Below are 26,358 nucleotides of genomic sequence, written 5' to 3' on the forward strand. Positions count from 1 at the left end.
CTTTCCGCTGGATGTACATCGGAAAGCGTAGTATGCTGACCGGATGATCAAGTCCATTGCGGACACGGCGACAAGGCAGTTCATCGAGGCTGGAAAGTCCCGATTTTCGGGGCTCGACCCAGCAAAGGCGATGGCACGCCTGAACGTTCTGAACACGGCGCGAAGTCTCGACGATATTTCACCGCTGAAATCGATCGGGCTTCACAAGCTGAGCGGTGACCGCAAGGGCCAGTGGGCCATGACGATCAACGGACCGTGGCGCCTCTGTTTCCGCTTCGAGAACGGCGACGCCTACGATGTCGAGATCGTTGACTATCATTGATTGGAGAAAGCGAATGTTCGAGGTCCATCCCGGCTCGATCCTGAAGGAGGAACTGGAAGCGCGCCAAATGAGCGGCAATGCGCTTGCGCTTGCGCTGCGGATCAATTCCGGGCGGGTGTCGGAGATACTGAACGGAAAACGAGGCGTTTCCGCCGATACGGCACTGCGCCTGGGGCGTTATTTCGGAAATGATCCGCAATTCTGGCTCGGCTTGCAGGCCGCTTACGATCTTGCGGTCGCCCAGCGTACGGGTGGCGAAAAGATACTGCGAGAGGTCCTGCCGGCGCAGACAGCCGCGTGACGCTCAAGCCAGCTTCAGCACCAGCACCCCACCGGCAATCACCGCGCCGGCGATGTAGCGCCAGATGCTGGCTTTCTCCTTGAGGATGAAGACCGAGATGAGGAGGGCGAAGAGGATGGCGGTTTCGCGTAGGGCTGCGACAGTCGCGACGGGGGCTTTCGTCATCGCCCATAGCGCGAGGCCGTAGGAGGCGATTGAGCCGCCGCCGCCGAGGAGGCCGCGCATCCAGTTGCGGCGCACATGGTTCCAGACCGGGGCGACGCCGCGCTGCGAGATCGCCCAGCCGAACAGCAGCACCGGCGGCAGCAGAGACATCCAGAGCGTATAGGATATGGCATCGCCGGATGCGCGAGCGCCCGCGGCGTCCACGAAGGTGTAGCTCGCGATGACGACGGCGTTTGCCAGCGCAAAGACGATGGCGCGCCGGCTGCCGTGGCGCGATTCGAAGGCGAGTGTGAGCACGCCGGCGGAGATGATGAGCACGCCGGCCATGGCGGTGGGCGTCAGATGTTCGCCGAGCACGAGGCCGCTGGTGGTGGCGACGAGAAGGGGGGCGGCGCCGCGCATCAGGGGATAGACGAGGCCGATGTCCCCCGCCCGGTAGGCCGCTGCGACAAGCTGGAAATAGGCGAATTGCAGGACGGCCGAGGTCAGGATGAACGGCCAGGCCTCGGGATGTGGAAGCGGCACCAGCCACAGGCAGGCGAGGCCGACCATGCCGCCGCCGAGCGAGACCATGGCGGCATCGAGCGATTTGTCCGTGCCGGATTTGACCAGCGCATTCCAGACCGCATGCAGAGCCGCGCCGAACAGCACGAGAAAAAGGACGTCTAGCGGCAATCTGGGACCTCGGGGGGGCGGGCAGGCGGATGGGGAGTTGGCCCCTTCATCTGCGCAAAACCGGCGATTTGCAATCGGGATTTTCAGCGATTTCGACCGGCGGGAACGATGAAACCCTCAAATGTGATCCGGATTGGCACAATTCGCAGGCTTTTGCGGGCACCCGCCCGGTCGTCTTCTTTAAGGTTTTGCGCTACTATGCCTATCTGGAAGACGTGTGAGAGACGGTCGCCAACGCCGGAGGAGGCAGCGATGAACCACGATCACTATGCCGATAGCTATATCCGCCATATCCTCAAATCCGTGCATACCATCGCCGTGCTGGGCGCCTCGCCGAACGACGGGCGGCCGAGCCATGGGGTGATGGGTTTCCTGCTAGGCAAGGGCTATCGCGTCTTTCCGGTCAATCCCGGTCATGCCGGCAAAACCATCCTCGGCCAGACCGTCTACGCCCATCTCTCCGACATCCCCGAGCCGATCGACATGGTCGACGTTTTTCGCGCGGCCAGCCAGTTCGGGGCGGTGGTCGACGAGGTGCTGGCGCTCCGCCCGCTGCCCGCGGTCATCTGGGGCCAGTTCACCGTGCGCGACGATGCGGCGGCAGCGCGTGCGGAGGCCGCCGGCATCCAGGTCGTCATGGATCGTTGCCCGGTGACGGAATATCCGGTGCTGATGCTCAAGGCATCCTGACGGTTGTCAATAATATTGACTTCACGCAGCGTTACCCCAATTCTCCCCCGAGAAGACGGGATAACGCCATGAATCATGATTCCTATCCAGACTATTACATCGCCGACATCCTGCGCTCGACCAAGCTGATCGCGCTCGTCGGCGCCTCGCGGAACCCGGAGCGGCCGAGCCATCGGGTGATGGCCTTCCTGCTGCGCAAGGGCTATCGCGTCATCCCGGTCAATCCCGGCCAGGCCGGCAAGGAAATTCTCGGCCAGCCCGTCGTCGCCCGCCTTGCCGACATCGTCGAGCCGATCGACATGATCGACGTTTTTCGCGCGGCCGATGCGCTGCCGTCGGTCGTCGAGGAGGCCCTGGCGCTTTCTTCTCTGCCGAAAGTCATCTGGGGTCAGCTTTCCGTGCGCCATGATGAGGCCGCCGCCACGGCGGAAGCTTCGGGCATCAAGGTGGTGATGGATCGCTGCCCGGCGATCGAATATCCGCGCCTCGTCGCGTGAGATTTTCGCGGCGCAAAACCGATCGTCGCACCGGAAATTCTTTCTTTGACCGGCCCCTATCCCTCTGAAATAGTGCGCCCGACTTCAGCCAGGGAGGCCATTTCATGACGAAGAACAAGCCCGGATTTTCCACGCTCGCCATCCACGCCGGTGCCCAGCCGGACCCGACGACGGGTGCCCGCGCGACGCCGATCTACCAGACGACCAGCTTCGTCTTCAACGATACGGACCACGCCGCCTCGCTCTTCGGCCTGCAGGCCTTCGGCAATATCTACACCCGCATCATGAATCCGACGCAGGCCGTGCTCGAAGAGCGCGTCGCAGCACTCGAAGGCGGCACGGCGGCGCTCGCCGTCGCCTCGGGACACGCAGCACAGCTCCTCGTGTTCCACACGATCATGCGCCCCGGCGACAATTTCATCTCCGCCCGCCAACTCTATGGCGGCTCGGTCAACCAGTTCGGCAATGCCTTCAAGAGCTTCGACTGGCATGTGCGCTGGGCCGATACGAGCGATCTTTCCTCCTTCGAAAGCCAGATCGACGACAAGACCAAGGCAATCTTCATCGAGAGCCTGGCGAACCCCGGCGGCACCTTCGTCGACATTGCTGGCATCGCCGACGTGGCGCACCGCCACGGCCTGCCGCTCATCGTCGACAACACCATGGCGACGCCCTATCTCGTGCGCCCGCTGGAGCATGGCGCCGATATCGTCGTGCATTCGCTGACCAAGTTCATGGGCGGCCATGGCAATTCCATGGGCGGCGTCATCGTCGACGGCGGCACCTTCGACTGGACGGCCTCGGGCAAATATCCGGCCCTTTCCGAGCCGCGCCCGGAATATGCCGGCATGGTGCTGCACGCGACCTTCGGCAATTTCGCCTTCGCCATTGCCTGCCGCGTGCTGGGCCTGCGTGATTTCGGCCCCGCCATCTCGCCGTTCAACGCCTTCCAGATCCTGACCGGCATCGAGACCCTGCCGCTGCGCATGCAGCGTCATTGCGACAATGCGCTCGCCGTCGCCAAATGGCTGAAGGGGCACGAGAAAATCTCCTGGGTCACCTATGCCGGCCTGGACGACGACCCGAACCACGGCGTGCAGCAGCGTTATTCGCCGAAGGGCGCGGGCGCCGTCTTCACCTTCGGCCTGAAGGGCGGCTACGAATCCGGAAAGCGCTTTGTCGAGGGCCTCGAAATGCTCTCGCACCTCGCCAATATCGGCGACACGCGCTCGCTCGTCATCCACCCATCCTCCACGACGCACCGCCAGCTTTCGGAAGAGCAGCAGGTCGCGGCCGGCGCCGGGCCGGATGTCGTGCGCCTGTCGATCGGCATCGAGGATGTCGCCGACATCATCGCGGATATCGAACAGGCGCTGGCCAAAGCCTGATTTCCCCGGGCGGTCTTTGAGGCCGCCCGCATCCTTCCCAAGGAGCAAGCATGAGCAAAGCGCAACCCTTCGACATTTCCGGCATCGTGCCGGAAGAGGGCCGGCCGGCCGCGGACCGGCTGATTTCCGGCGATCCGGTCTTCACGAGCTGGAACATCGAGGAGGCCGAGGGCGGCACCTATTCGGGCATCTGGCAATCGACGCCGGGAAAATGGCGCATCCAGTATGACGAGTGGGAATATTTCCACATCCTCGAAGGCCGTTCGATCGTCACCTCCGACGACGGCGAGACCTTCCACCTCAAGGCCGGCGACCGGCTGATCCTCAGGCCCGGCTTCAAGGGAAGCTGGGAAGTCGTTGAAACGACTCGCAAGGACTACGTCATCCGCCTCTAATCGTCGGATCCCGGTTTCGCCGCCCGAAAGGCCTTGGCGAAGTCGGGCGTCGAGATAAGCCCGAGCAGGCTGCGCATCTCGGCCGAACGCTCGGCGCCGAACACGGCGTCGAAGCGCCCCTGCGCGTCATGCCAGAGCGCCAGCGCCTCTTCCTGCTTTTGCGCGCCAAGCGGCGTCAGCCGCGCGCGCTTCACGCGCCCGTCGCGTTCATCGGGGATGAGTTCGACCAGCCCGTCGCGCGTGAGCGGCTTCAGCGTGTGGCCGAGGGCCGAGAGGTCCATGACCAGCCCCTCCGCCAGCGGCTTCAGGGGCGTGCCGTCCTTGCCGGCTAGCGCGATCTGCGACATCAGCGAAAACTGCGTGCCCTTCAGCCCACTCGGTTCGATCAGGTCGTCATAGAGCTGGCCGAGTTGCCGCGCGGCACGACGGATCGCGCTGTTCGTGCAGTGCTGCCAGACGCCGTCGGTTTCGCTCATCTCACACCTCGCTACTCTCTCGATAAAAATCGCGCGGGCCTATTGCAAGCCCGGATAACGCTCCCAATATAGTGGCATATACCACTAAATTCAAACCGGAGACCTGACATGACCCGCACAACGAACCTTGGAACCGCCCTCGTGACCGGCGCATCCGCCGGCATCGGCGCCACCTACGCCGATCGTCTCGCCCGCCGCGGCTACGACCTCGTGCTCGTCGCCCGTGACGAAGCGCGGCTTGCGGCGCTCGCCGAAAAGCTGAAGGCAGACCATGGCGTTGCCGTCGACGTGCTGCGCGCCGATCTCTCGGCCCCTGCGGATGTCCGCACCGTCGAACGCCGCATCCGCGACGACGTGGCGATCACGCTCCTCGTCAACAATGCCGGCATCGGCCCGAAGGGTGCGCTGCTCGCCGATGACATCGACTATCTCGACACGATGATCGCGCTGAACGTCACCGCCGCCAACCGCCTCGCCGTGGCAGCAGCCCAGGCCTTCGTCGCGCGCAAGAAGGGCACGATCGTCAATATCGCGTCGGCCGTCGCCATCATCCCGGAACTGTTCAACGGCACCTATAGTGGCACCAAGTCCTTCGTGCTCGCCTTCACCCAGTCGCTCGCCCGCGAACTGGACGGCACCGGCGTGCGCCTCCAGGCCGTGTTGCCGGGCCTGACGCGGACGGAAATCTTCGACCGGGCAGGGGGCTCCGTCGAGGCGCTCGACCAGAGCCGCGTCATGGACGTCGCCGACCTCGTGGACGCCGCCCTTGCCGGCCTTGACCAGGGCGAACTCGTCACCATCCCCTCGCTGCCGGAAAAGGCGGACTGGGAAAAGCACGAAACCGCGCGCCAGGCGCTCGGCCCGAACATCTCGCACAACAAGCCGGCCACGCGCTACGTAGCCGCCTGAGCCTCACCAGGTCAGGTCCAGCGCCTCCAGCCCGTGGAAATGGTAAACATCCTTGACCACGGGCTTTTGCGCGATCTTCAGCCCCGGCAGGCGCTGGAACAGGATCGGCAGGGCGATATTGAGCTCCAGCCTTGCCAGCGGGGCGCCGATGCAGAAATGGATGCCGGCGCCGAAGGAGAGGTTCGCGCCCTCGTTGCGATCCGGCCTGAAGGCGAGCGGATCGGAAAACTTCTTCGGATCGAGATTGGCGGCGGCGAGGATCATCGCCACCTTGTCGCCGCGGCGGAACTGGATGCCGTCGAGCTCGACATCCTCCAGCGCGAAACGATCGAAGATATGCACCGGCGCGGAAATGCGCAGGCATTCCTCCACCGTGCGCTCCGTCGCCGTCTCGTCCGCGAAGATCACGGACGGGTCGGCGCCGTTTTCGAGGATGCTGCGCACGGCATTGCCGATCTGGTGCACCGTCGCCTCATGTCCGGCATTGAGCAGCACGATGGTCGTCGAGATCAGCTCGTCTTCGGTGAGCAGCTGGCCGCGGTGCTCCGTGTGCACCATGTGCGAGAGCAGGTCGTCGCGCGGCTCCGCCCGGCGCTCGGCGATGACGCCGCGCACATAGTCGGAGAATTCCTTCGCCGCCCTGTCGGCCGCGACCTCGTCGTTCTGCGTGCGGCCGAACATGTACATGCGCACATAGGCATGCGACCATTTCAGGAGCTGCGGCCCCATCTCGTCCGGAATGCCGATCATGCGGGCGATCATCGTCACCGGCAGGATATCGGCGAAGGCGGCGAGCAACTCGACCTTGCCATCCTTCTGGAAACGATCGATCGCCTGATGGCAGAGCGCGGCGATCTCCGGCGTCAGCCGCTCGATCGTGCGCGAGACGAAGGCGCGGTTGACGAGCGTGCGCAGCCGCGTGTGCTCCGGCGGCTCCAGCTCCAGAAGCGACCACGCCTCCGCCGCATCGAAATGCCTCACATGATCCTGCGGCTCCGGCAGGCCCAGCTCTTCCCGCGTCGCCACATGCAGGATCTGCCGCCCGAACCGCCGGTCGCGCAGCAAGCCGTTAACATGGTCATAGCCGGTGAAATACCAGCGTTTCCGCTCTTCCCAGTAGAAGGTGGGACAGTGCGCATGCAAGGCGGCATAGACCGGGTTCGGATCACGGTAGAAAGCGGGATCGCGGGCGTCGAGTGAGACGCGGCGGCTGGCGGGATCGATGGAGAGAAACGGGAAGGGGAGCGTTGTCATGGGAATGACCTAGCGGATTTCGCCGCGCCGTAAAAGCGCGGCGATCGGTGGTCAACAGCCGCATCATTTCCCGATCGCAATCCCCTCGCGCCGCGGGTCGGCGGCGCCCTTCAGGCCGTCGGCGGTGAGTTCGATGGCGTGGAGGCCGGAGTTCATGTCGCCGATTTTTACTTCATAGCCGAGGGCTTTCAGCGGTTCGGCGAGTTTTTCTGCGTCGGTGCCGGCTTCGAGGTCGTAGGGGCCGAAGCGGTTGATGGCGTGCGGCATGGCGACAATGGCGCCGACATCCATGCCCCAGTCGATATAGGCGACAAGCGCCTGCGCGACATAGCCGATGATCTGGCTGCCGCCGGGCGAGCCGATGGCGAGCAGCGGCTTGCCGTCCTTCATGACGATGGTGGGCGACATGGAGGAGCGGGGGCGTTTGCCGGGCTCGACACGGTTGGCGACGGGCATGCCCTCATCATGGGTCTTGAAGGAGAAGTCGGTCAGTTCGTTGTTGAGCAGGAAGCCGTTGGTCATCAGGCGGGAACCAAAGCCGTTTTCGATGGTCGTGGTCATCGAGACCACGTTGCCGTCCTTGTCGACGATGACGAAATGGCTGGTGGAGGGCAGTTCGATCGCGGCATCGCGGCCGAAGTTGAAGGCGTGGTCCCATTCCGGCTTGCCGGCGGTCACCGCGTCATCGGTGAGCGCCTTGTCGCCGTCGAGCAGCTTGGCCCGTTCGCCGAGATAGGTTTTTTCGAGAAGGCCCTTGATCGGCGAAGGCACGAAATCGGTGTCGGCAAGAAAGCGTTCGCGGTCGGCGAAGGCGAGGCGCTGGGCATCGCCGATCAGCCGCCAGCTTTCCGGATTGTCCTTGCCGAGCGCCTTGAGGTCGAAATTCTCAAGGATGCCGAGCATCTGGCCGATGGCGACCGCGCCGGAGGAGGGCGGTCCCATGCCGCAGATGTCGAGCGCGCGGTAAGAGACGCAGACGGGCCGCCGCTCCTTGACCTGGTAGTTGGCAAGGTCTGCAAGCGCCAGCACGCCGGCATTCTTGCCGGACATGCGCACCGTATCGACGATCGCCTCGGCTATGGCGCCCGTATAGAAAGCGGGCGCTCCGCCTGCCGCGATGGCGGAGAGCGTTTCGGCATAGGCCGGGTTTTTCAGGATCGTGCCGGCCTTCAACGGCGCGCCGTCGGCGCCGAAGAAGTAGGACGTCGTCGATTCGAAGGTCTTCAGCTTGTCGCCTTCCGCGGCAATCAGGCTGGCGAGGCGCGGCGAGACGGCGAAGCCGTCACGGGCGATCTTTTCGGCCGGGGCGAAAAGGTCCTTCCAGGGCGTGCGGCCCCAGCGGTTGTGCGCCTCCTGCATCAGCATGACGGTGCCGGGCGTGCCGACCGAACGACCGCCGACGACGGCATCGAAGAATTTGAGGGGCTGGCCCGTCTCATCCAGGAAGAGTTTTGGGGTCGCCTCCATCGGCGCGGTCTCGCGGCCGTCAAGCGTGGTGATGCGCTTCGTGCCGGCATCGTAATAGACGAGGAAGGCGCCGCCGCCGAGACCGGAGGATTGCGGCTCGACGAGGCCGAGCACCGTCTGGACGGCGATCATGGCGTCGATGGCGCTGCCGCCGGCGGCAAGGACCTTTTCGCCGGCCTCCGCCGCGAGCGGATGCGCGGCGGCCACCATATGCGCCTTTGTCGTCACGACCTTGGCTGCGGAAAAGCCGGTCGCGCGCTCCGGCGAGACCGTGTCGGAGGCCTGCTGGGCAAATGCGCCGGCGGCGGTTGCGAGAAGAAGCCCGAGGGCTGCGATAGATCGTGTCGTCATGACTGTCTCCATCCGTCGGAATAAGGGCGCAAGGCGCCGGGAAATGCGGGCAGGGTGATGGGACGGATTCATCCTTCCTTCACCCTGTCGGCGCTGCACCTGTGGAAATCGCTTTCCTGCGTCGCGCCAGTTAACCCCATTCTGGCATAGAGCGCCGCAAAACGCGCGTCCGTCTTGAAGTCAGATACCCTGACACTCTATGTAGGGAAGAAGAAACTTGCTGATTCCCAACGTTTGCGAAGGGTTTCAGGGCCACACCGATGAAGGATTGATATGAGAAATCCCGTAGATACCGCCATGGCTCTGGTGCCGATGGTCGTCGAGCAGACCAACCGCGGCGAGCGTTCCTACGACATCTATTCGCGTCTCCTCAAGGAGCGTATCATCTTCCTGACGGGTCCCGTCGAAGATCACATCGCCACGCTCGTCTGCGCGCAGCTCCTCTTCCTCGAGGCCGAAAACCCGAAGAAGGAGATCGCGCTCTACATCAATTCGCCGGGCGGCGTTGTCACGTCCGGCATGGCGATCTACGATACGATGCAGTTCATTCGCCCGGCCGTGTCGACGCTCTGCATCGGCCAGGCCGCGTCCATGGGCTCGCTGCTCCTGGCCGCCGGCCACAAGGACATGCGCTTCGCCACGCCGAACGCCCGCATCATGGTTCACCAGCCGTCCGGCGGCTTCTCCGGCCAGGCGTCCGACATCGAGCGCCATGCAAAAGACATCATCAAGATGAAGCGTCGGCTGAATGAGATTTACGTCAAGCACTGCGGCCGCACCTATGAGGAAGTGGAACGGACGCTCGACCGCGACCATTTCATGACGGCCGACGAGGCGAAGGACTGGGGTGTGGTCGACCGCGTCATCACCAGCCGCGAGGCAATCGAGGGCGTGGACGCGTCGTAACATCGGGGTCGGGGACTGCGCGACCCATGACGCTCGACGAGTACAATGCCTTTTGCGCTTCGCTCCCGGCCACGACCCGTGTCGTGCAATGGGGCGGGGCGCATGTCTGGAAGGTCGGTGGCAAGGTTTTCGCCATCGCCGGATGGAGCGAGGCGGAACTGCCGGGCGTCACGTTCAAGGTGTCGGAGCTCGCTTTCGATATCCTGCGCGAGCAGCCCGGATGCCGGCCCGCGCCGTATCTCGCCTCACGGGGCATGAAGTGGATACAGCGGCAAACGGGCGAATCAGTGGACGACGCGGCCTTGTGTGACTATCTAAGGGAAAGTCACGGTTTGGTTGCGGCTAAGTTGACGCACAAGGCGCGCGCAGATCTTGGCTTAATGCGCGGATGAACGCGATCGTGCGATTTGTAATGATCGCGGGGCTTTATCCGCGCAGCAAAGCCGGTAATATTGGCCGTTAATGCTATGTTGATTTGTGACAGCTTAGCATTCGGTGTTTAAACGGGGAATGCGTTGCGACCGGTTGGCGGGCTTGCGCCCGGCCCGGTCAGTGCCCCTGGAGCCTTTGGAGGACGCGAAAGCGCTTCCGGCAAGGCGGTGTGAGTGGTCCGGCCATCTTCCGGGAGATGAACGGCGTGCTGGAAGGAAAGTGATATGAGCAAGGTCAGCGGCAGCAACGGCGGCGACTCTAAGAATACCCTGTATTGCTCTTTCTGCGGAAAGAGCCAGCACGAAGTCCGCAAGCTGATTGCCGGACCGACCGTCTTCATCTGCGATGAATGCGTCGAATTGTGCATGGACATCATCCGCGAAGAGAACAAGACCTCGATGGTCAAGTCCCGTGACGGCGTTCCGACGCCCCAGGACATCATCAAGGTCCTCGACGAATATGTCATCGGCCAGCAGCAGGCCAAACGCATCCTGTCGGTGGCGGTGCACAACCACTACAAGCGCCTGGCGCATGCCGCCAAGGGCTCGGACGTGGAACTGGCGAAGTCGAACATCATGCTGGTCGGCCCCACGGGCTGCGGCAAAACCTATCTCGCCCAGACGCTCGCCCGCATCATCGACGTGCCTTTCACCATGGCCGACGCCACGACGCTGACCGAAGCCGGTTACGTCGGCGAGGACGTGGAAAACATCATCCTGAAGCTTCTTCAGGCGGCCGACTACAATGTCGAGCGTGCGCAGCGCGGCATCGTCTATATCGACGAAGTCGACAAGATCTCGCGCAAGTCCGACAACCCGTCCATCACCCGTGACGTTTCGGGCGAGGGCGTGCAGCAGGCGCTTCTGAAGATCATGGAAGGCACGGTTGCCTCGGTTCCCCCGCAGGGCGGCCGCAAGCATCCGCAGCAGGAATTCCTGCAGGTCGACACGACGAACATCCTGTTCATCTGCGGCGGCGCATTTGCTGGCCTCGACAAGATCATCTCCGCCCGTGGCGAGAAGACCTCGATCGGCTTCGGCGCGACGGTGCGCTCGCCGGAAGATCGCCGCGTCGGCGAGGTTCTGCGTGAACTGGAGCCGGAAGATCTGGTGAAGTTCGGCCTCATCCCGGAATTCATCGGCCGTCTGCCGGTCCTGGCGACGCTGGAAGACCTCGACGAGGATGCGCTGATCCAGATCCTGTCCGAGCCGAAGAACGCGCTGATCAAGCAGTACCAGCGCCTGTTCGAGATGGAAGACGTCGAACTGACCTTCCACGAGGATGCGCTGCGCGAGATCGCCAAGAAGGCGATCGTGCGCAAGACCGGTGCCCGCGGCCTGCGCTCGATCATGGAGAAGATCCTGCTCGACACGATGTTCGAACTGCCCACGCTGGAAGGCGTGCGCGAGGTGGTCATCTCCGACGAGGTGGTCAAGGGTTCGGCCCGTCCGCTCTACATCTACTCGGAGCGCTCCGACGAGAAGGCCAACGTCTCGGCCTGATCGACGCACATCACTGAGAGGAAAGACCCGCCACGGCGGGTCTTTTCGTTTCCGGGTCAACTCGTGACATTTCGTGACTGGTCGCTAGGCCCCGGACGGGGCATGATGTAGTGCCTGCCGGCCTTATAAGACGTTGCGAAACGTCGCGGGCCAAGCGAATATGAAAGACTTTGATTCTGTATCTCGCGTATGCTCCGGCGCATTGCCGGGGGAAGGCCGCAAGTTCCGCGACAGCGCGGAAGACTACACTTCCTTCCGTTGGTTCGTCTGGCCTGGTGCGGGGTGGGGCACTCCGTAGCCGGGCTTGAAAAAGCGTTAACCGAACGCCACTTGTGGATGGAAAAGAACGCCGGCCCGGCGCCCCCAAGCGCCGATTGGACCGGTTCCCGGAAACGGGACGTTTGAAAGGAAATGACATGACGAAAAAGACGTCTGCGCCGCACGAATCGACGGCCTTCCCGGTCCTGCCCCTGCGCGACATCGTGGTGTTCCCGCACATGATCGTTCCGTTGTTCGTCGGCCGCGAGAAGTCGATCCGCGCGCTCGAAGAGGTGATGGGCACCGACAAGCAGATCATGCTTGCCACCCAGATCAACGCCTCCGACGACGATCCGGAAGTCGACGCTATTTACCGCATCGGCACCGTCGCCAACGTGCTCCAGCTGCTGAAACTGCCCGACGGCACCGTCAAGGTGCTGGTCGAAGGCCGTGCGCGCGCTGAAATCGACGGCTACACCGAACGCGAAGAGTTCTACGAGGCGATGGCCCATGTGCTGGTCGAGCCCGACGAGGACCCGGTCGAGATCGAAGCGCTGTCGCGCTCGGTCGTCTCCGAGTTCGAGAACTACGTGAAGCTCAACAAGAAGATTTCGCCCGAAGTCGTCGGCGCCGCGAGCCAGATCGAGGATTACTCGAAGCTCGCCGATACCGTCGCCTCGCACCTCTCCATCAAGATCGTCGAAAAGCAGGAAATGCTGGAGACGACGAGCGTCAAGCTGCGGCTTGAAAAGGCGCTCGGCTTCATGGAAGGCGAGATCTCGGTTCTTCAGGTTGAAAAGCGCATCCGCTCGCGCGTCAAGCGCCAGATGGAGAAGACTCAGCGCGAATATTACCTGAACGAGCAGATGAAGGCGATCCAGAAGGAGCTAGGCGACGGCGAGGACGGCCGCGACGAGATGGCCGAACTGGAGGAAAAGATCGCCAAGGCCAAGCTCTCCAAGGAGGCCCGCGAGAAGGCGGATGCCGAGATGAAGAAGCTGCGCCAGATGAGCCCGATGTCGGCGGAAGCCACCGTCGTGCGCAACTATCTCGACTGGCTGACCGGCATTCCGTGGAACAAGAAGTCGAAGATCAAGACCGACCTCAATGCCGCGGAAAAGATCCTCGACGAGGATCATTTCGGGCTTGACAAGGTCAAGGAGCGCATCGTCGAATATCTCGCCGTGCAGGCGCGTTCGGCCAAGATCAAAGGCCCGATCCTGTGCCTCGTCGGCCCTCCGGGCGTCGGCAAGACCTCGCTTGCGAAATCGATCGCCAAGGCGACCGGCCGCGAATACATCCGCATGGCGCTCGGCGGCGTGCGTGACGAGGCCGAGATCCGCGGTCACCGCCGCACCTATATCGGCTCGATGCCCGGCAAGGTCATCCAGTCGATGAAGAAGGCGAAGAAGTCCAACCCGCTCTTCCTGCTCGACGAAATCGACAAGATGGGCATGGATTTCCGTGGCGACCCGTCTTCGGCTCTGCTCGAGGTGCTCGATCCGGAACAGAACTCGACCTTCATGGACCACTACCTGGAAGTCGAATACGACCTGTCCAACGTCATGTTCGTGACGACGGCGAACACGCTGAACATTCCAGCACCCCTGATGGACCGCATGGAAGTGATCCGCATCGCAGGCTACACGGAAGAGGAAAAGCTGGAAATCGCCAAGCGGCACCTGCTGCCCAAGGCGATCCGCGACCACGCGCTGCAGCCGAAGGAATTTTCGGTTACCGACGGCGCGCTGATGGCGGTCGTCCAGCAGTACACCCGCGAGGCGGGTGTGCGTAACCTGGAACGCGAACTGATGAAGCTCGGCCGCAAGGCGGTCACCGAGATCATCAAGGGCAAGTCGGCGAGGGTCGAGGTCACGGCGGAGAACATCCACGACTTCCTCGGCGTTCCGCGCTTCCGCCACGGCGAAGCCGAAGGCGAGGACCAGGTCGGCGTCGTTACGGGTCTTGCCTGGACGGAAGTCGGCGGCGAACTCCTCACCATCGAAGGCGTCAGCCTTCCCGGTGGCAAGGGCCGCATGACAGTGACCGGCAACCTGAAGGACGTGATGAAGGAATCGATCTCGGCGGCGGCGTCCTACGTCCGCTCGCGCGCCGTCGATTTCGGCATCGAGCCGCCGCGCTTCGACAAGACCGACATCCACGTGCACGTGCCGGAAGGTGCGACGCCCAAGGACGGCCCATCGGCCGGTATCGCCATGGCGACCGCCATCGTTTCCATCATGACCGGCATCCCGGTCTCGAAGGATATCGCGATGACGGGCGAGGTGACGCTACGCGGCCGGGTGCTCCCGATCGGCGGCTTGAAGGAAAAGCTGCTCGCAGCGCTTCGCGGCGGCATCAAGAAGGTGCTGATCCCGGAAGAGAACGCCAAGGACCTGGCCGACATTCCGGACAACGTGAAGAACAACATGGAGATCGTTCCGGTCTCCCGCATGGGCGAGGTGATCAAGCATGCGCTCGTGCGCCGGCCTGAGCCGATCGAGTGGGACGGGACCGTCGAGGATACCAAGGTTCCGGCTGTCGAATCGACTGAAGACGGCCTCGGCGCCATCGCGCACTGAGCCTTAACGCCGGGTGAAGCATCCGGTATTTTGGCGCGAAACTGGAAAGACCGGCCCGCGGGCCGGTCTTTTTCGTTGAAAAGCGTGTGTAAACCCCGGATTCTCAGGGGATTGCGACGAAATTTTCTTGCGAGGCGAGGGGCGATGCGTATTCTGCCCCCGACTTGTATGAGTCGTTTCAAACCGTAAGAAAGGGGTGGAAACATGAACAAGAATGAACTCGTATCCGCAGTGGCTGAGAAGTCGGGCCTGTCCAAGACGGACGCAGCATCTGCTGTCGACGCCGTTTTCGAGACGATCCAGGGCGAACTCAAGAACGGCGGCGACGTTCGTCTGGTCGGTTTCGGCAATTTCTCCGTATCGCGTCGTGAAGCTTCGAAGGGCCGCAACCTTTCGACTGGCGCCGAGATCGAGATCCCGGCACGCAACGTGCCGAAGTTCTCGGCCGGCAAGGGGCTGAAGGACGCCGTTAACGGCTGATCCGATGCCGCTGCATGATCCTCGCATCCAAACAGGTGCGGGAAGGCATGATGCGGCATCCACAGTTCTGCTGCGCCCGGGGCGCGTCCTTCGGGGCGCTTGGCGCTGCAGGGCAGAGAGCGGTTATCCACTCCGCCGCCAATCCTGAGTTTCAGGGTCGGGGCCCGGTTCTTCCGGGCCCCTTTTTATTTCCGGGTGGAGGCGTGCAGCCGTCGTCGAATTGTCATCGGCCTGTAACACGAAAGCCTCAGAACCGCCGGGTTCCTTTTGACCGGATCCCGGAGGATTTCATGAAAACCCGTTCGATCACTGCTGCGCTCGCAGCCGTCCTCGCCGCATCGGTAGCTTCTGCCGCTAGCGCCGAGCCTGTATTCAATCGCATTGCATCCTTTGCCGTTGCCGACAACCTGCCGGAAGGCAAGGACAAGGCGACGCCGACCTCTTCGGAAATCATCAGTGCGTCTGAAGATGGCAACATGCTCGTCTATTCCGACAGCCCGAACAAGGCGATCGGCTTCATCGACATCACCGATGCAAAGGCCCCGAAGGCCGGCGGCACGGTCGCCTTCGAAGGCGAGCCGACCTCCGTCACGTTCGCCGGCGGAAAGGCGCTCGTCGCCATCAACACCCGAGAAAGCTTCGTCAAGCCGTCGGGCATCCTCGCCCAGGTCGACATCGCTTCGAAGGCCATCGACACGACCTGCGACCTCGGCGGTCAGCCGGACTCGATCGCGCTCAACAAGGACAAGACGATCGCCGCGATCGCCATCGAGAACGAGCGCGATGAAGAGGTCAATGACGGCGACATCCCGCAGATGCCGGCCGGCGATCTCGTCATACTGTCGCTGAAGGACGGCGTCGTCGACTGCGGTTCGATCAAGCATGTCACGCTGACCGGCTTGGCCGACGTCGCCGGTGACGATCCGGAGCCGGAATTCGTCGCCTTCAATGGCCTGGACGAGATTGCCCTCACGCTCCAGGAAAACAATTACATCGTCATCATCGACGGCAAGACCGGTACCGTGAAGTCCCACTTCACCGCCGGCACGGTCAACCTGGAAGGCATCGACACCAAGAAGGACGGCGCCCTCAAGTTCACCGGCGAGATGAAGGACGTCGCCCGCGAGCCCGACGCCGTGAAGTGGCTGGACGACAACCGCTTCGTCGTTGCCAATGAAGGCGACTGGAAGGGTGGCGCACGCGGCTTCACCATCTTCGACAAGACCGGCAAGGTTCTCTACGAGAACGGCGCGGCCTTCGAGCGCGAAATCGCCAAGATCGCCCACTATCCGGATGCGCGCAACAAGAAGGGCGTCGAGCCGGAAGGCATGGAAGCCGCCAAGTTCGGCGACGACAACCTGTTCTTCGTGCTGGCCGAGCGCGCCTCGATCGTCGGCGTCTACAAGGACACCGGTGCCGAGCCCGAGCTTCTCCAGCTGCTGCCGTCGGGCATCGGTCCGGAAGGCGCCGTCGCCATTCCGAGCCGCAACCTCTTCGTGACCGCCAACGAAACCGACCTCGTCGAGGACGGCCTTGCCCGCTCGCACGTCATGATCTTCGAGCGTGCGGAAGGCGAAGCAGCGTATCCGCAGATCGTCTCCACCGAAAAGGACGGCGAACTGATCGGCTTCGGCGCTCTCTCGGGTCTCGCTCCGGTCAAGGACCAGGCTGGCCATCTCTACGCCGTCAACGACTCGGTCTACGCCTCGCAGCCGACGATCTTCACGATCGACGCCACCGCGAAGCCGGCCAAGATCACCGATGCTCTGCGCATCACGCGCGCCGGCGCTGCCGCCCAGAAGCTCGACATCGAAGGCCTGGTGCCGGATCATGAAGGCGGCTTCTGGCTCGCTTCCGAGGGCGATGCCGACAAGCTCTACAGCCACGCGATCATCCACGTGAACGAGAAGGGCGCCATCGAGAAGGAAATCGCCATCCCCGCCGAGCTGCGCGCCGGCGAGAAGCGTTTCGGCTTCGAAGGCATCACCAGCGTCGGCGAAGGCGATGACCTGACGCTCTGGATGGCCGTGCAGCGCGAATGGGGTGATGACGAGAAGGGCTTTGTGAAGCTCGTCTCCTACAAGCCCTCGTCGAAGGAGTGGGGCGCCGTGCGCTACCCGCTCGAAACGACGGAAGCCGGCTGGGTCGGCCTTTCCGAAATCACGGCGAACGGCGACTACGCTTACATCATCGAGCGCGACAACCAGATCGGCCAGGCCGCCAAGCTGAAGAAGCTCTACCGCGTGGCGCTCGCCGACCTGAAGCCGGGCAAGATCGGCGGCGAACTGCCGGTCGTCAAGAAGGAAGAGGTTCGTGACCTCATCCCCGACCTGAAGGGTGCCACCAACGGCTACGTCGTCGACAAGGTCGAAGGCTTCACCATCGACGCCGCCGGCAACGGCTACGTCGTGACGGACAATGACGGCGTCGACGACTCCTCCGGCGAGACGCTGTTCTTCGGCATCGGCCCGATGAACGCCATGTAAGAAGCGGATTTCCGGTGCCTCCTCGTGCGGGGGAGGCGCTGGACCCTGCCTGAAAGGGCAAACGAAAAGGCCGGGATCTCGCGATCCCGGCCTTTTCGGTTTGGTTGCCGTCCGGCTTAGCCGACGGCCTGCAAGGGGCGGATGGGCGGAGTGTCGCCGGCCTCGTGCTGGTCCCGGCCGCGCTGCAACTCATCGGTCTTCTCGCTGAGGCAGCGGATGATTTCCTTCAGCTGCTGCTTCTGCTCTTCCGTGAGAACTGCGAAGATCGCCTCGATCATCTTGTGCTGCGGCTGCTGGGCGGCCGAAATGACGGTGCGGCCCATATCCGTAATGGAGACGATCTTGGCGCGGCGGTCCTTCGGGTCCGGCTCGCGCTTGACGAGCTTGTCACGCTCGAGCCCGTCGATGGCTTCCGTCACCGTGCGCGGTGCGAAACCGAGCGCGCAGGCGATGTCCGTCGAGCGCTGCGGCCCCTGACATTCCAGCAAAAGCAGGAACTTGCTGCGGGCGAGCGACACGCCTTCATCCATCATGCACTCGTTCACCAGGCGGCTGACCTGATGGTAGAGTTTGAACATGCCCTGGGAGATTTCTATCGTGCTAGTCATGAGGTGGAATATAGGTATTATGAGGGACCATGTCAAATGATCGTGAAGTTTTTCGGATAATTTGATCATAGATATTGAACGATGACTGTAAATGCGAACGGTCAGGCAACATGCGTTTTTCGCTTCTCTTCTCTGGCTTTTTCAGGGGAGGGTGATTTCTTTCCTGCATAACCCGGCCCGCGTTGCTGCAAGCATTGACCCGAAAGAGGGCTGAGGCGATTGTCCGGCCATGCCTTTTCGCTTCATTCACACGGCCGACCTTCATCTCGATTCGCCGCTCACCTCGCTCGCGCTGCGCAATGCCGACCTCGGCGATCTCGTGCGCGGTGCGACGCGCAAGGCGCTGGAGCGCATCGTCGACCTTGCCATTTCCGAACGTGTCGATGCCGTCATCGTCGCCGGTGACCTCTATGACGGCTCGCAGACCTCCATGGCGACGGCGCTGTTCCTGATGGGGCAGATGCGGCGGCTGGAGGCGGCCGGCATCGGCGTCTTCCTCATCCGCGGCAATCACGATGCGCAGTCGCAGATCACCCGCGAACTGACCTTCCCGCCTAACGTGCACGTCTTCGACGGCCGCGGAAAGCCGGTGAAGGCCGGCGCGCTCGCAAGCGGCCGCGAAATCCATGTGCACGGCGTCAGCTTCGCCCAGCCGCACGCGCCAGCCTCCTTGCTGCCGACCTTTCGCGCGCCGGTGCCGGATGCCGTCAATATCGGCCTCATGCACACCAGCCTCGCCGGTGCCAGCCGCCACGATCCCTACGCCCCGGTTGGCATCGCCGATCTTTCCGCGCACGGTTTCGACTATTGGGCGCTCGGCCATATCCACCAGCGCCGGGTGCATCTGGAAAAGCCGTGGATCGTCATGCCCGGCAATCCGCAGGGCCGCGACATCAATGAGGGCGGGCCGAAGGGCGTGACACTCGCGACGATCGCCGAGGATGGCACGATCACCTGCGAGGAATACCGGGTGGCCGTCGCGGTCTTCGAACGGCTGTCCGTCGATCTCACCGGCATCGACGAGTGGCCCGGCATGCTCGACCGCGTTGAGACCGTGCTGGGAGAGGCGAGGGCGGCCGCAGAGGGCGCTCATGTCGTTGCCCGCCTGACGCTCACGGGCGCCACGCCGCTCGCCTGGCGCCTGCGCCGGGACGAGGACCTGCTTACCGCCGAATTGCAGAACCTCGCGTCCTCGCTTGGCGAATGCTGGATCGAGGCGGTGGAGCTCGCCGTTTCCGTGCCGCTCGCGACCGCCGGTGCCGATGCCGGCCCGCTCACGGAACTGTCCCGCCTGATGCATGAGGACGTTGTGCAGAACCATGCCTATCGCGAGGAGCTGCGCGAGACGCTGGCCGACATCCTGCGCCAATTACCGAAGGAGGCGCGCAGCCTGCTGGCACCGGATGAGGCGGCGGAAGAGGCGCTCCTGTTCGACCTCGCTTTGCAGGGCTCCGATGCCGTGATCGCCCGCCTCGGCGGCGAAAACGGGAGGGTGTGAGCGCATGCGCCTCGATCGCCTCGACCTCGTCCGCTATGGAAAATTCACTGATCGCAGCCTCGATTTCGGGGCCGCGCGGCCCGGCAAGCCGGATTTCCACCTGGTGCACGGCCCCAACGAGGCCGGCAAGTCCACGCTGTTCTCCGCCTATCTCGACCTGCTCTTCGGCATCGAGCGAACCAGCACCTACGGCTTCCTGCACCCCTATGCGCTGATGCGCGTCGGCGGGCAGTTTTCCGTCGGCGCCGAACGTCACGAGGCCTATCGCCTCAAGCGCAACCAGGCCTCGCTTGTCGCCGCCGATGACCGCCCGCTGCCGGATACGCTCTTTGCCAGCGTGCTCGGCGGTATGGACCGCAACGCCTACCGCACCATGTTCTCGCTCGACGACGAGAGCATCGAAAAGGGTGGCGAGGACATCCTGAAGAGCGAAGGCGAACTCGGCTCCATGCTGTTTTCCGCGAGTTCCGGCCTTTCCGACATGGCGACCGGCCTTGCCGCGCTGAAGGCGGAGGCCGACGAATTCTACCGCCCCTCCGGCCGCAAACATGGCCTTTCCACGCTGAAAGCCGAGATCGAGGCGCTGGCGGCCGAGCGCAAGGCGCTCGACATTGCGGCCCGCGACTACGGCGCGCTGGTGCGCGACCGCGACACCGCCACTCGTCACCACGAGGAGGCCACGGCCGCCCGCACCGAGGCCCGCGCCGCGCTGGCGCTGATCGAGCGCAGCCTCTCCGCGCTGCCCTATCTCCGGCGCCTGCGGGCGCTGCGAACGGAACTCGGCGCCTATGATCTCGGCACGTCGCCACCGGCCACCTGGCGATCTCTCACGGACGAACTGGCGCGCGAGGCGACGGAAATCGCCGCGCGCGGCGAGCGCGTCGCAGGCGAGCGCGAACGCTATGAGGATGAGCGCGACGGGCTGACGGAAGACGAGGCCGTGCTTGCGGCGGATGCGGATATTGCCGCACTCGCCGGCTCGGGGCTCGAAGCCCGTTTCCGCACCGCGGTGATGGACCTTTCCGCCCGCGAGGCCGAGCGCGACCGCGTCATCGCCACGATCGGCGCGAGCATCGCCGCGCTCGGCCTGCCGCCGGATGCGGAGCCGGCGGACATCCTGCTGCCGCCCGGCCTCGGCGAAAAACTCGCGGCGCTCCTGTCGCGGCGAACGGCACTTGTCGAACGCGCCGAAACGGCCCGTCGCGAGCAGACCGAGGCGGAACGGACATTGGCTTCGCTTGGCAGCAAGGCAGGCGCCGTTTCCGATGCGGACGCGGCCAAGGAAGAGGAACGCGCAGCCACCCTCGGCGCCATCCTGCGCGCCGCCCGCTCGGGCGACCTTCTGGCCCGTCTCCGCGAGGCCCGGCGGCTGACCGCTCTCGCCCGGCAGGACGCCGATGGCGCGATGGCGCGTCTGGCGCCGTGGTCCGGCACGGCCAAGGCGCTGGAGGGTCTGGCTATCCCGGCGCCTTCGGAATTCGAAGCCCTGCGCAAGCGATACGACGCGGCGGCCGAGGCCCTGCGCCGGCAGCAGGAGCAGGTCGCGGCGCTGGAGCTGGAGGTCGCTTCCGCCCGGGCGACGCTCGATGCGCTTCAAAAGGCGACCGGCGCTGCTGGGGAGGAGCATGCCGGCCGCCTGCGGACGATGCGGGACGCCGCCTGGCAAAGACACCGTGCCGCCCTCGACGCCGACACCGCCACCGAGTTCGAGCGCGCCATGCACGACGATGACCGCGCCGGCGAGACACGCCTGCGCAACGCCGACCGTCTGTCGGAGCTGCGGGTGCTTGAACGCACGGTGGCGGAAGGCGGGGCGCGGCTTGATGCGCTCGGCGGCGAAGCGCAGCGTCTGGAGCAGGTGAGGGCGGTGGTCGCAGCAGAGATATCTTCGCTCGCCCGGCGCTTCGACCTCCCCGAAGAGACCCCGCTGGCGGAGGTGACGGCCTGGCTGGAGCGGCGCGTGGTAGCGCTGGAAAAGCTCGGCGATCTCGCGCGGCAGACCATCGAAGCCGAGCTCGTGGAGAATGACGCACGTGACCTGCAGGCGCGCCTCTCCGCCCTCCTGGGCAGCGAAATCCCCACAGGCACGCCGCTCGACGAGGCGCTGTTCCTTGCGGAAGACCGGCTGGAGGCGCTGAAGTCGGCGCGTACGCAACGGCTCGCCGTCGCGGAGCATCTCGACCGCGCCAGGACGGATGCGGAGGCGCGCCGGAAGGCGGTGGAGGAAACCGCCGCGGGCCTGGCGGCATGGCAGGAAACCTGGGACCGCGGGATCGCCGGCACTTGGCTCGCCACCGAGCTGGCGCCGGCCGAGCCGGAACGGCTTGCCGCAGCACTCCCCGCCTTGCAGGCGCTCGCCCAGAATGTCGAGCGGCGGCGCGAGTTCGATCACCGAATTACCGGCATGCGCCGCGACCAGCAGGATTACGGCAGCCACGCGCGCCGCCTTGCCGAGCGGCTTGCCGAGCCGTTCGATACCGAGGACCCGCTCGCGGCCGTGGCCGGCCTTTCCCGGCGGCTCGCTGCCGCGAAGGCGGTACACGACCGGCGCGAGGCGATCGACAAGGCGCTGCTGCGCCTCGATGACGAGGAGAAGGTGCTGGACGAGCGCCGGGCCGTGCTGACGTCGCGGCTTTCCGAAGTCTACGCCTTCCTCGGCTGCGACAGTCTCGCGGAGGCGGATCAGCTGCTCGAAGCCTATCGCAAACGCGACGACATTCTGGGGCGCATCGAGGATGCCGGGCGTGATCTCATGCAGCAGATGCGCGCCGGGACGGTCGACGAGGCGGAGGCGTGGCTTTCGGCGGTCGACGACGACCAGCTTGCCGCAGAGAAGGGCGATCTTTCGGTGCGGCTGGAAGAACTCGACCGCGCGGTGCAGGAGCATCATCTTGCGCGGGCGCGGGCGGAGGAGGCGCTGGCCAGGATCGCCGGCAGCGACGAGGCGGCTGTGCTGGAGGAGCGGCGGCGCACGGCGCTGATCGAGCTTGCGGAAAAATCGCGGCGCTACCTCGCGACCCGCGCCGGCATTCTCGCCGCCGAGCAGGCGCTGCGGCTCTATCGCGAACGCCATCGCAGCGCGATGATGGAGCGCGCCTCCAAGACCTTTCGCGATATCACGGGCGGCGAATATTCCGGGCTCTCGACCGTCCTGGAGAAGGACAGCGAGTTCCTCGTGGTCAATGCCGCCGCCGGTGGCTCGAAGCTGGCAAAAGACCTTTCCAAGGGCACGCGCTTCCAACTCTACCTGGCGCTGCGCGTCGCGGGGTATCACGAGATCGCCGCCAGCCGCGAGATCGTGCCCTTCATCGCCGACGACATCATGGAGACCTTCGACGACCGGCGCGCGCTGAACGCCCTCAAGGTGATGGGCGCCATGGCGACGGGCGGGCAGGTGATCTACCTGACGCACCACCAACACCTGCGCGATCTCGCGCGCGAAGCCTGCCCGGATGTGGTGATCCATGAATTGTGAGGGCTGAAACGTCTGTCCATCAGACAAGCGTCAAAGCGTGGAACTTGGCTCGCAACTTGACTTGGCGGATGGTAAGTGGTTCTTGGCGCACCATCGGCACCGCTGCTTTGCACGGCGCCCCGCGTTGACCAGACGGACGGGCACGAAACGGACGGCATGACGAACAGGACCGGAAAAGAAGCGACCATGTGGGAGCGGGGTTTTGCGCCCGCAGGCTTCCTCGTGCTGCTCTTCACCCTGTTCCTCTCGCAGTTCTCGCTGCCGCAGAGCGCCGCCACCGCAGGCCACCCGCAGCGTGCGGCCGCGGAAGGCGGCGTGGCACCGTCGCCGCTCTCCACGACCGGCGATGACCTGTGGTTTCCGGCGAGCGGCCATGCCGAACGGCGGGTCGCCAAGGCGAAGACCGGGCTTCCCGAGGGCGATGCGGCCGGCAAGGCGATCGTGCCGAGCGCCGGCCTGCTGCTCTATCCTTTTGAAATCGCCTCGTCAGGGGCATTCTTTGCTGTCGACGATGCTGCGCCGGCTTTGTCCGGCCATGCCGCGTTCCGCAGCCGCGCGCCTCCGGCTTTTGCCGCGTAAGGCCCTTTGGCGTTTCTGACGCCGCGCCATTCGATTGAAATTCCGATCCCAGCGGACGGCGCCGACTGATTCTGTCGCGCCCGTCCGTCAGTTTAAGTGGAACAACCCCATGAAAACCTCCAAATGGGCATTGTTGTTGTACACCGTGATCATCCTGTTCGGGGTGCTCGCGGCCGTGCCCAACGTGCTGACGACTGAACAGCAGGCGACATTCGGGCGCTTTCTGCCCGCCAAGCCCGTCACCCTCGGCCTCGACCTGAAGGGTGGCTCGCATCTCGTGCTGGAAGTCGATTCCGCAGCACTTCGCAAGGCGCGCATGGACGTGCTCCTGAACGATGCGCGCGGCATCCTGCGCACCGCCGGCGAGCGCGCCTCGGCCGCCCGCCTCAGCGGCACGACGCTGACGATCACGCTGGCCGACGAGGCCGCGCTCGACAAGGTCCTGCCGGAAGTGCGCAAGCTCGCCGCACCGACGACGTCGCTCGGCTTCGGCACCGGCTCCTCCGACATCGATGTCGAGACCTCCGGCACCGTCATCACCGTGGCGCTGACGGAAGCCGGCATCAACGAGCGCATGTCGGCCGCCGTCGAGCAAAGCCTTGAAATCATCCGTCGCCGCGTCGACCAGGTCGGCGTTGCCGAACCGCTCATCCAGCGCGTCGGCGGCGACCGCATCCTCGTGCAGCTGCCGGGTCTCCAGGACCCGACGCGCCTGCGCCAGCTGCTTGGCTCCACCGCGCAGATGAGCTTCCACATGGTCGACCAGACCGTGGATCCGAACAGCGTCGCGCCCCGCGGCGTGATGATCCTGCCCGGCGCCAACGACCCCGGCAAATATGCCGTGGAAGAGCGCGTGGCGATCTCGGGCGACCGCCTGGCGGACGCCAAGGCCGGCTTCGACCAGCGCACGAACGAGCCGATCGTCTCGTTCAGCTTCGATTCGACCGGTGCCCGCCAGTTCGCGGAAATCACCCAAGCGAATGTCGGAAAACCCTTCGCCATCGTCCTCGACGGCAAGGTGCTGACCGCTCCCGTCATCCGCGAGCCGATCATCGGCGGCCAGGGCCAGATTTCCGGCAACTTCAACCCGCAGGAAGCGACCGTGCTTTCGGCGCTGCTGCGCTCCGGCGCGCTGCCGGCACCGCTCACCATCATCGAGGAGCGCACCGTCGGCCCGAACCTCGGCTCCGACTCGATCCGCATGGGCCTCTACACCGGCTTTGCCGGCCTTCTTGCCGTCGTGATCATGATGCAGGTGCTCTATGGCTCCTGGGGTCTCATCGCAAACCTCGGCCTCGTGCTGCATACGATCCTGACGATCGGCTTGCTCGGGCTGCTGGGCTCGACGCTGACCTTGCCCGGCATCGCCGGCATCATCCTCGGCATCGGCATGGCGGTGGACGCCAACATCCTGATCAATGCCCGTATCCGTGAAGAAACGGCGGCGGGCGCCGGCGCCATGAAGGCGCTCGATGTCGGCTTCAACAAGGCCTATGCCACCATCGTCGACGGCAACATGACGACCATGGTCGGCATGATCCTGCTCTTCATGTTCGGCTCCGGCCCGGTGCGCGGCTTCGCCATCACCATGATCATCGGCCTCGCAATCTCGATGTTCACCTCGATCACCTTCGTGCGCCTGCTGATGCGCGAGGTCGTCATCCGCAGCAAGATGAAGAAGATCGACATCCACTCGATGTTCGGCGCGGTGCCGAGCATCCCGACCTTCTCCTTCATGCGCGGCCGCTACATCGCCATTGCCATGTCGGCGTTCATCTCGACAAGCTCGGTCATCCTGTTCTTCACGCCGGGTCTCAACTACGGCATCGACTTCGTCGGCGGCATCCAGGTCGAGGCGACTTCCAAGACGCCGATCGACCTCGCCGTCGTGCGCGAGAAGATGGAGAGCCTGAACCTCGGCGAAGTGGCGCTGCAGGAATTCGGCCAGGGCACCTCCGTGCTCGTGCGCGTGCAGCGTCAGCCGGGCGGCGAAGAGGCGCAGTCCGCGGCCCTCCAGCAGGTCCGCGACGGCGTTGCGGCGGTGATCGCGGATGCGAACTTCGAGCGCACGGAAGTGGTCGGCCCGACGGTCAGCACGGAGCTTGCGCGTTCCGGCTTCCTCGCCGTCGCGCTCGGCATGCTGGCGATCCTGATCTACATCTGGTGGCGCTTTGAATGGCACTTTGCCGTGGGCGCCATCGCGACGCTGATCCTGGACATCACCAAGATGATCGGCTTCTTCTCCCTGATGCAGATCGACTTCAACCTGACGGCCATCGCCGCGGTGCTGACGCTGATCGGTTACTCGGTCAACGACAAGGTGGTGGTGTACGACCGCATGCGCGAGAACATGCGCAAGTACAAGTCGATGCCGTTCTCCGACCTTATCGACCTGTCGATCAACCAGGTGGTCATGCGATGCATCTTCACCTCCGTCGCCGTCGCGGTCTCGCTGCTGCCGATGGCGATCTGGGGTGGCGATACCGTCAAGCCCTTCGCCTGGCCGATGTTGTTCGGCGTCGTGGTCGCAACGACCTCGTCGATCTATATCGGCGGTCCGATCCTGCTCTTCCTCAGCCGCTGGTGGAAGGATCGCGATGCGACACGGGCACCGGGCTCGGCAACCACGCCGGCAACCGAAGCTTGAAACCGGAACGGGCGC

At 64.3% G+C, this 26,358-nt stretch carries 23 protein-coding genes; 18 read left to right on the forward strand and 5 right to left on the reverse strand.

What is annotated here, in order from left to right; genetic code table 11:
• Positions 1-43 precede the first annotated feature (43 nt).
• A complete protein-coding gene (locus J2Y63_RS05475; RefSeq protein WP_435265261.1) occupies positions 44-322 on the forward strand; it encodes a type II toxin-antitoxin system RelE/ParE family toxin in 279 nt (92 codons plus the stop codon).
• Between the two features lie 13 nt (positions 323-335).
• On the forward strand, positions 336-623 hold the full coding sequence (locus J2Y63_RS05480) for a HigA family addiction module antitoxin (protein ID WP_319311704.1): 288 nt from the start codon (positions 336-338) through the stop codon (positions 621-623).
• 3 nt (positions 624-626) lie between these two features.
• Here the strand turns inward: J2Y63_RS05480 and J2Y63_RS05485 are convergent, their stop codons facing one another.
• On the reverse strand, positions 627-1,463 hold the full coding sequence (locus tag J2Y63_RS05485; protein ID WP_435265262.1) for an EamA family transporter: 837 nt from the start codon (positions 1,461-1,463) through the stop codon (positions 627-629).
• A gap of 29 nt (positions 1,464-1,492) precedes the next feature.
• On the opposite strand from J2Y63_RS05485, the gene J2Y63_RS05490 reads away from it, so the two are divergent.
• The 5 genes from J2Y63_RS05490 to J2Y63_RS05510 all read left to right on the forward strand — a co-directional run bounded on the left by J2Y63_RS05490 (position 1,493) and on the right by J2Y63_RS05510 (position 4,433).
• A complete protein-coding gene (locus tag J2Y63_RS05490; protein ID WP_435265263.1) occupies positions 1,493-1,684 on the forward strand; it encodes a hypothetical protein in 192 nt (63 codons plus the stop codon).
• Between the two features lie 31 nt (positions 1,685-1,715).
• Entirely contained in the window at positions 1,716-2,153 is a 438-nt protein-coding gene (locus tag J2Y63_RS05495) for a CoA-binding protein (RefSeq protein ID WP_435265264.1), read from the forward strand.
• Positions 2,154-2,221: 68 nt separating this feature from the next.
• On the forward strand, positions 2,222-2,650 hold the full coding sequence (locus J2Y63_RS05500; protein ID WP_435265265.1) for a CoA-binding protein: 429 nt from the start codon (positions 2,222-2,224) through the stop codon (positions 2,648-2,650).
• A gap of 104 nt (positions 2,651-2,754) precedes the next feature.
• A complete protein-coding gene (locus tag J2Y63_RS05505; protein ID WP_435265266.1) occupies positions 2,755-4,038 on the forward strand; it encodes an O-acetylhomoserine aminocarboxypropyltransferase in 1,284 nt (427 codons plus the stop codon).
• Positions 4,039-4,088: 50 nt separating this feature from the next.
• Positions 4,089-4,433 carry a cupin domain-containing protein gene (locus J2Y63_RS05510; protein ID WP_435265267.1) on the forward strand — a complete coding sequence of 115 codons (345 nt, stop codon included), beginning with the start codon at positions 4,089-4,091 and terminating at the stop codon, positions 4,431-4,433.
• Here the strand turns inward: J2Y63_RS05510 and J2Y63_RS05515 are convergent.
• Entirely contained in the window at positions 4,430-4,909 is a 480-nt protein-coding gene (locus J2Y63_RS05515) for a MarR family winged helix-turn-helix transcriptional regulator (protein ID WP_435265268.1), read from the reverse strand. The genes J2Y63_RS05510 and J2Y63_RS05515 overlap by 4 nt on opposite strands.
• Positions 4,910-5,017: 108 nt before the next feature.
• On the opposite strand from J2Y63_RS05515, the gene J2Y63_RS05520 reads away from it, so the two are divergent.
• A complete protein-coding gene (locus J2Y63_RS05520; RefSeq protein ID WP_435265269.1) occupies positions 5,018-5,818 on the forward strand; it encodes an SDR family NAD(P)-dependent oxidoreductase in 801 nt (266 codons plus the stop codon).
• A 3-nt stretch (positions 5,819-5,821) separates the two neighbouring features.
• On the opposite strand, the gene J2Y63_RS05525 is transcribed toward J2Y63_RS05520, so the two are convergent.
• Together J2Y63_RS05525 and ggt are read right to left on the reverse strand one after the other, a co-directional pair.
• Positions 5,822-7,072 carry a cytochrome P450 gene (locus J2Y63_RS05525; RefSeq protein ID WP_435265270.1) on the reverse strand — a complete coding sequence of 417 codons (1,251 nt, stop codon included), beginning with the start codon at positions 7,070-7,072 and terminating at the stop codon, positions 5,822-5,824.
• A 63-nt stretch (positions 7,073-7,135) separates the two neighbouring features.
• Entirely contained in the window at positions 7,136-8,890 is a 1,755-nt protein-coding gene (gene ggt, locus J2Y63_RS05530; protein ID WP_435265271.1) for a gamma-glutamyltransferase, read from the reverse strand.
• Positions 8,891-9,163: 273 nt separating this feature from the next.
• On the opposite strand from ggt, the gene J2Y63_RS05535 reads away from it, so the two are divergent.
• From J2Y63_RS05535 to J2Y63_RS05560, 6 genes are all read left to right on the forward strand, one after another.
• Complete coding sequence (locus tag J2Y63_RS05535; RefSeq protein WP_256118944.1) at positions 9,164-9,796, forward strand: ATP-dependent Clp protease proteolytic subunit; 633 nt, start codon at positions 9,164-9,166, stop codon at positions 9,794-9,796.
• Positions 9,797-9,822: 26 nt separating this feature from the next.
• The gene (locus J2Y63_RS05540) at positions 9,823-10,188 is read left to right on the forward strand and encodes an MmcQ/YjbR family DNA-binding protein (protein WP_435265272.1); all 366 of its coding nucleotides are present in this window, start codon (positions 9,823-9,825) and stop codon (positions 10,186-10,188) included.
• Positions 10,189-10,452: 264 nt separating this feature from the next.
• Positions 10,453-11,730 (forward strand): ATP-dependent Clp protease ATP-binding subunit ClpX, encoded by a 1,278-nt coding sequence (gene clpX / locus J2Y63_RS05545; RefSeq protein WP_256118946.1) that lies wholly within the window; start codon positions 10,453-10,455, stop codon positions 11,728-11,730.
• 416 nt (positions 11,731-12,146) lie between these two features.
• Entirely contained in the window at positions 12,147-14,570 is a 2,424-nt protein-coding gene (gene lon / locus J2Y63_RS05550; RefSeq protein ID WP_435265273.1) for an endopeptidase La, read from the forward strand.
• 204 nt (positions 14,571-14,774) lie between these two features.
• Positions 14,775-15,050, forward strand: a complete 276-nt coding sequence (gene hupB / locus J2Y63_RS05555) for a DNA-binding protein HupB (protein ID WP_023516583.1) — start codon at positions 14,775-14,777, stop codon at positions 15,048-15,050.
• 290 nt (positions 15,051-15,340) lie between these two features.
• Positions 15,341-17,536, forward strand: coding sequence for an esterase-like activity of phytase family protein (locus J2Y63_RS05560; RefSeq protein ID WP_435265274.1), 2,196 nt, complete (start codon positions 15,341-15,343; stop codon positions 17,534-17,536).
• 116 nt (positions 17,537-17,652) lie between these two features.
• Here J2Y63_RS05560 and J2Y63_RS05565 read toward each other — a convergent pair whose 3' ends face one another.
• The gene (locus J2Y63_RS05565; protein ID WP_435265275.1) at positions 17,653-18,114 is read right to left on the reverse strand and encodes a MarR family winged helix-turn-helix transcriptional regulator; all 462 of its coding nucleotides are present in this window, start codon (positions 18,112-18,114) and stop codon (positions 17,653-17,655) included.
• A gap of 259 nt (positions 18,115-18,373) precedes the next feature.
• On the opposite strand from J2Y63_RS05565, the gene J2Y63_RS05570 reads away from it, so the two are divergent.
• From J2Y63_RS05570 to secD, 4 genes are all read left to right on the forward strand, one after another.
• Positions 18,374-19,642 (forward strand): metallophosphoesterase family protein, encoded by a 1,269-nt coding sequence (locus J2Y63_RS05570; RefSeq protein ID WP_435265276.1) that lies wholly within the window; start codon positions 18,374-18,376, stop codon positions 19,640-19,642.
• Positions 19,643-19,646: 4 nt separating this feature from the next.
• Positions 19,647-23,117, forward strand: coding sequence for an AAA family ATPase (locus J2Y63_RS05575; RefSeq protein WP_435265277.1), 3,471 nt, complete (start codon positions 19,647-19,649; stop codon positions 23,115-23,117).
• A 156-nt stretch (positions 23,118-23,273) separates the two neighbouring features.
• On the forward strand, positions 23,274-23,696 hold the full coding sequence (locus J2Y63_RS05580) for a hypothetical protein (protein WP_435265278.1): 423 nt from the start codon (positions 23,274-23,276) through the stop codon (positions 23,694-23,696).
• A 109-nt stretch (positions 23,697-23,805) separates the two neighbouring features.
• Entirely contained in the window at positions 23,806-26,343 is a 2,538-nt protein-coding gene (secD, locus tag J2Y63_RS05585) for a protein translocase subunit SecD (protein ID WP_256118953.1), read from the forward strand.
• The last annotated feature ends 15 nt before the right edge of the window (positions 26,344-26,358 follow it).

The sequence above is a fragment of the Shinella sp. BE166 genome, assembly GCF_051201095.1.
Lineage (GTDB): Bacteria > Pseudomonadota > Alphaproteobacteria > Rhizobiales > Rhizobiaceae > Shinella > Shinella lacus.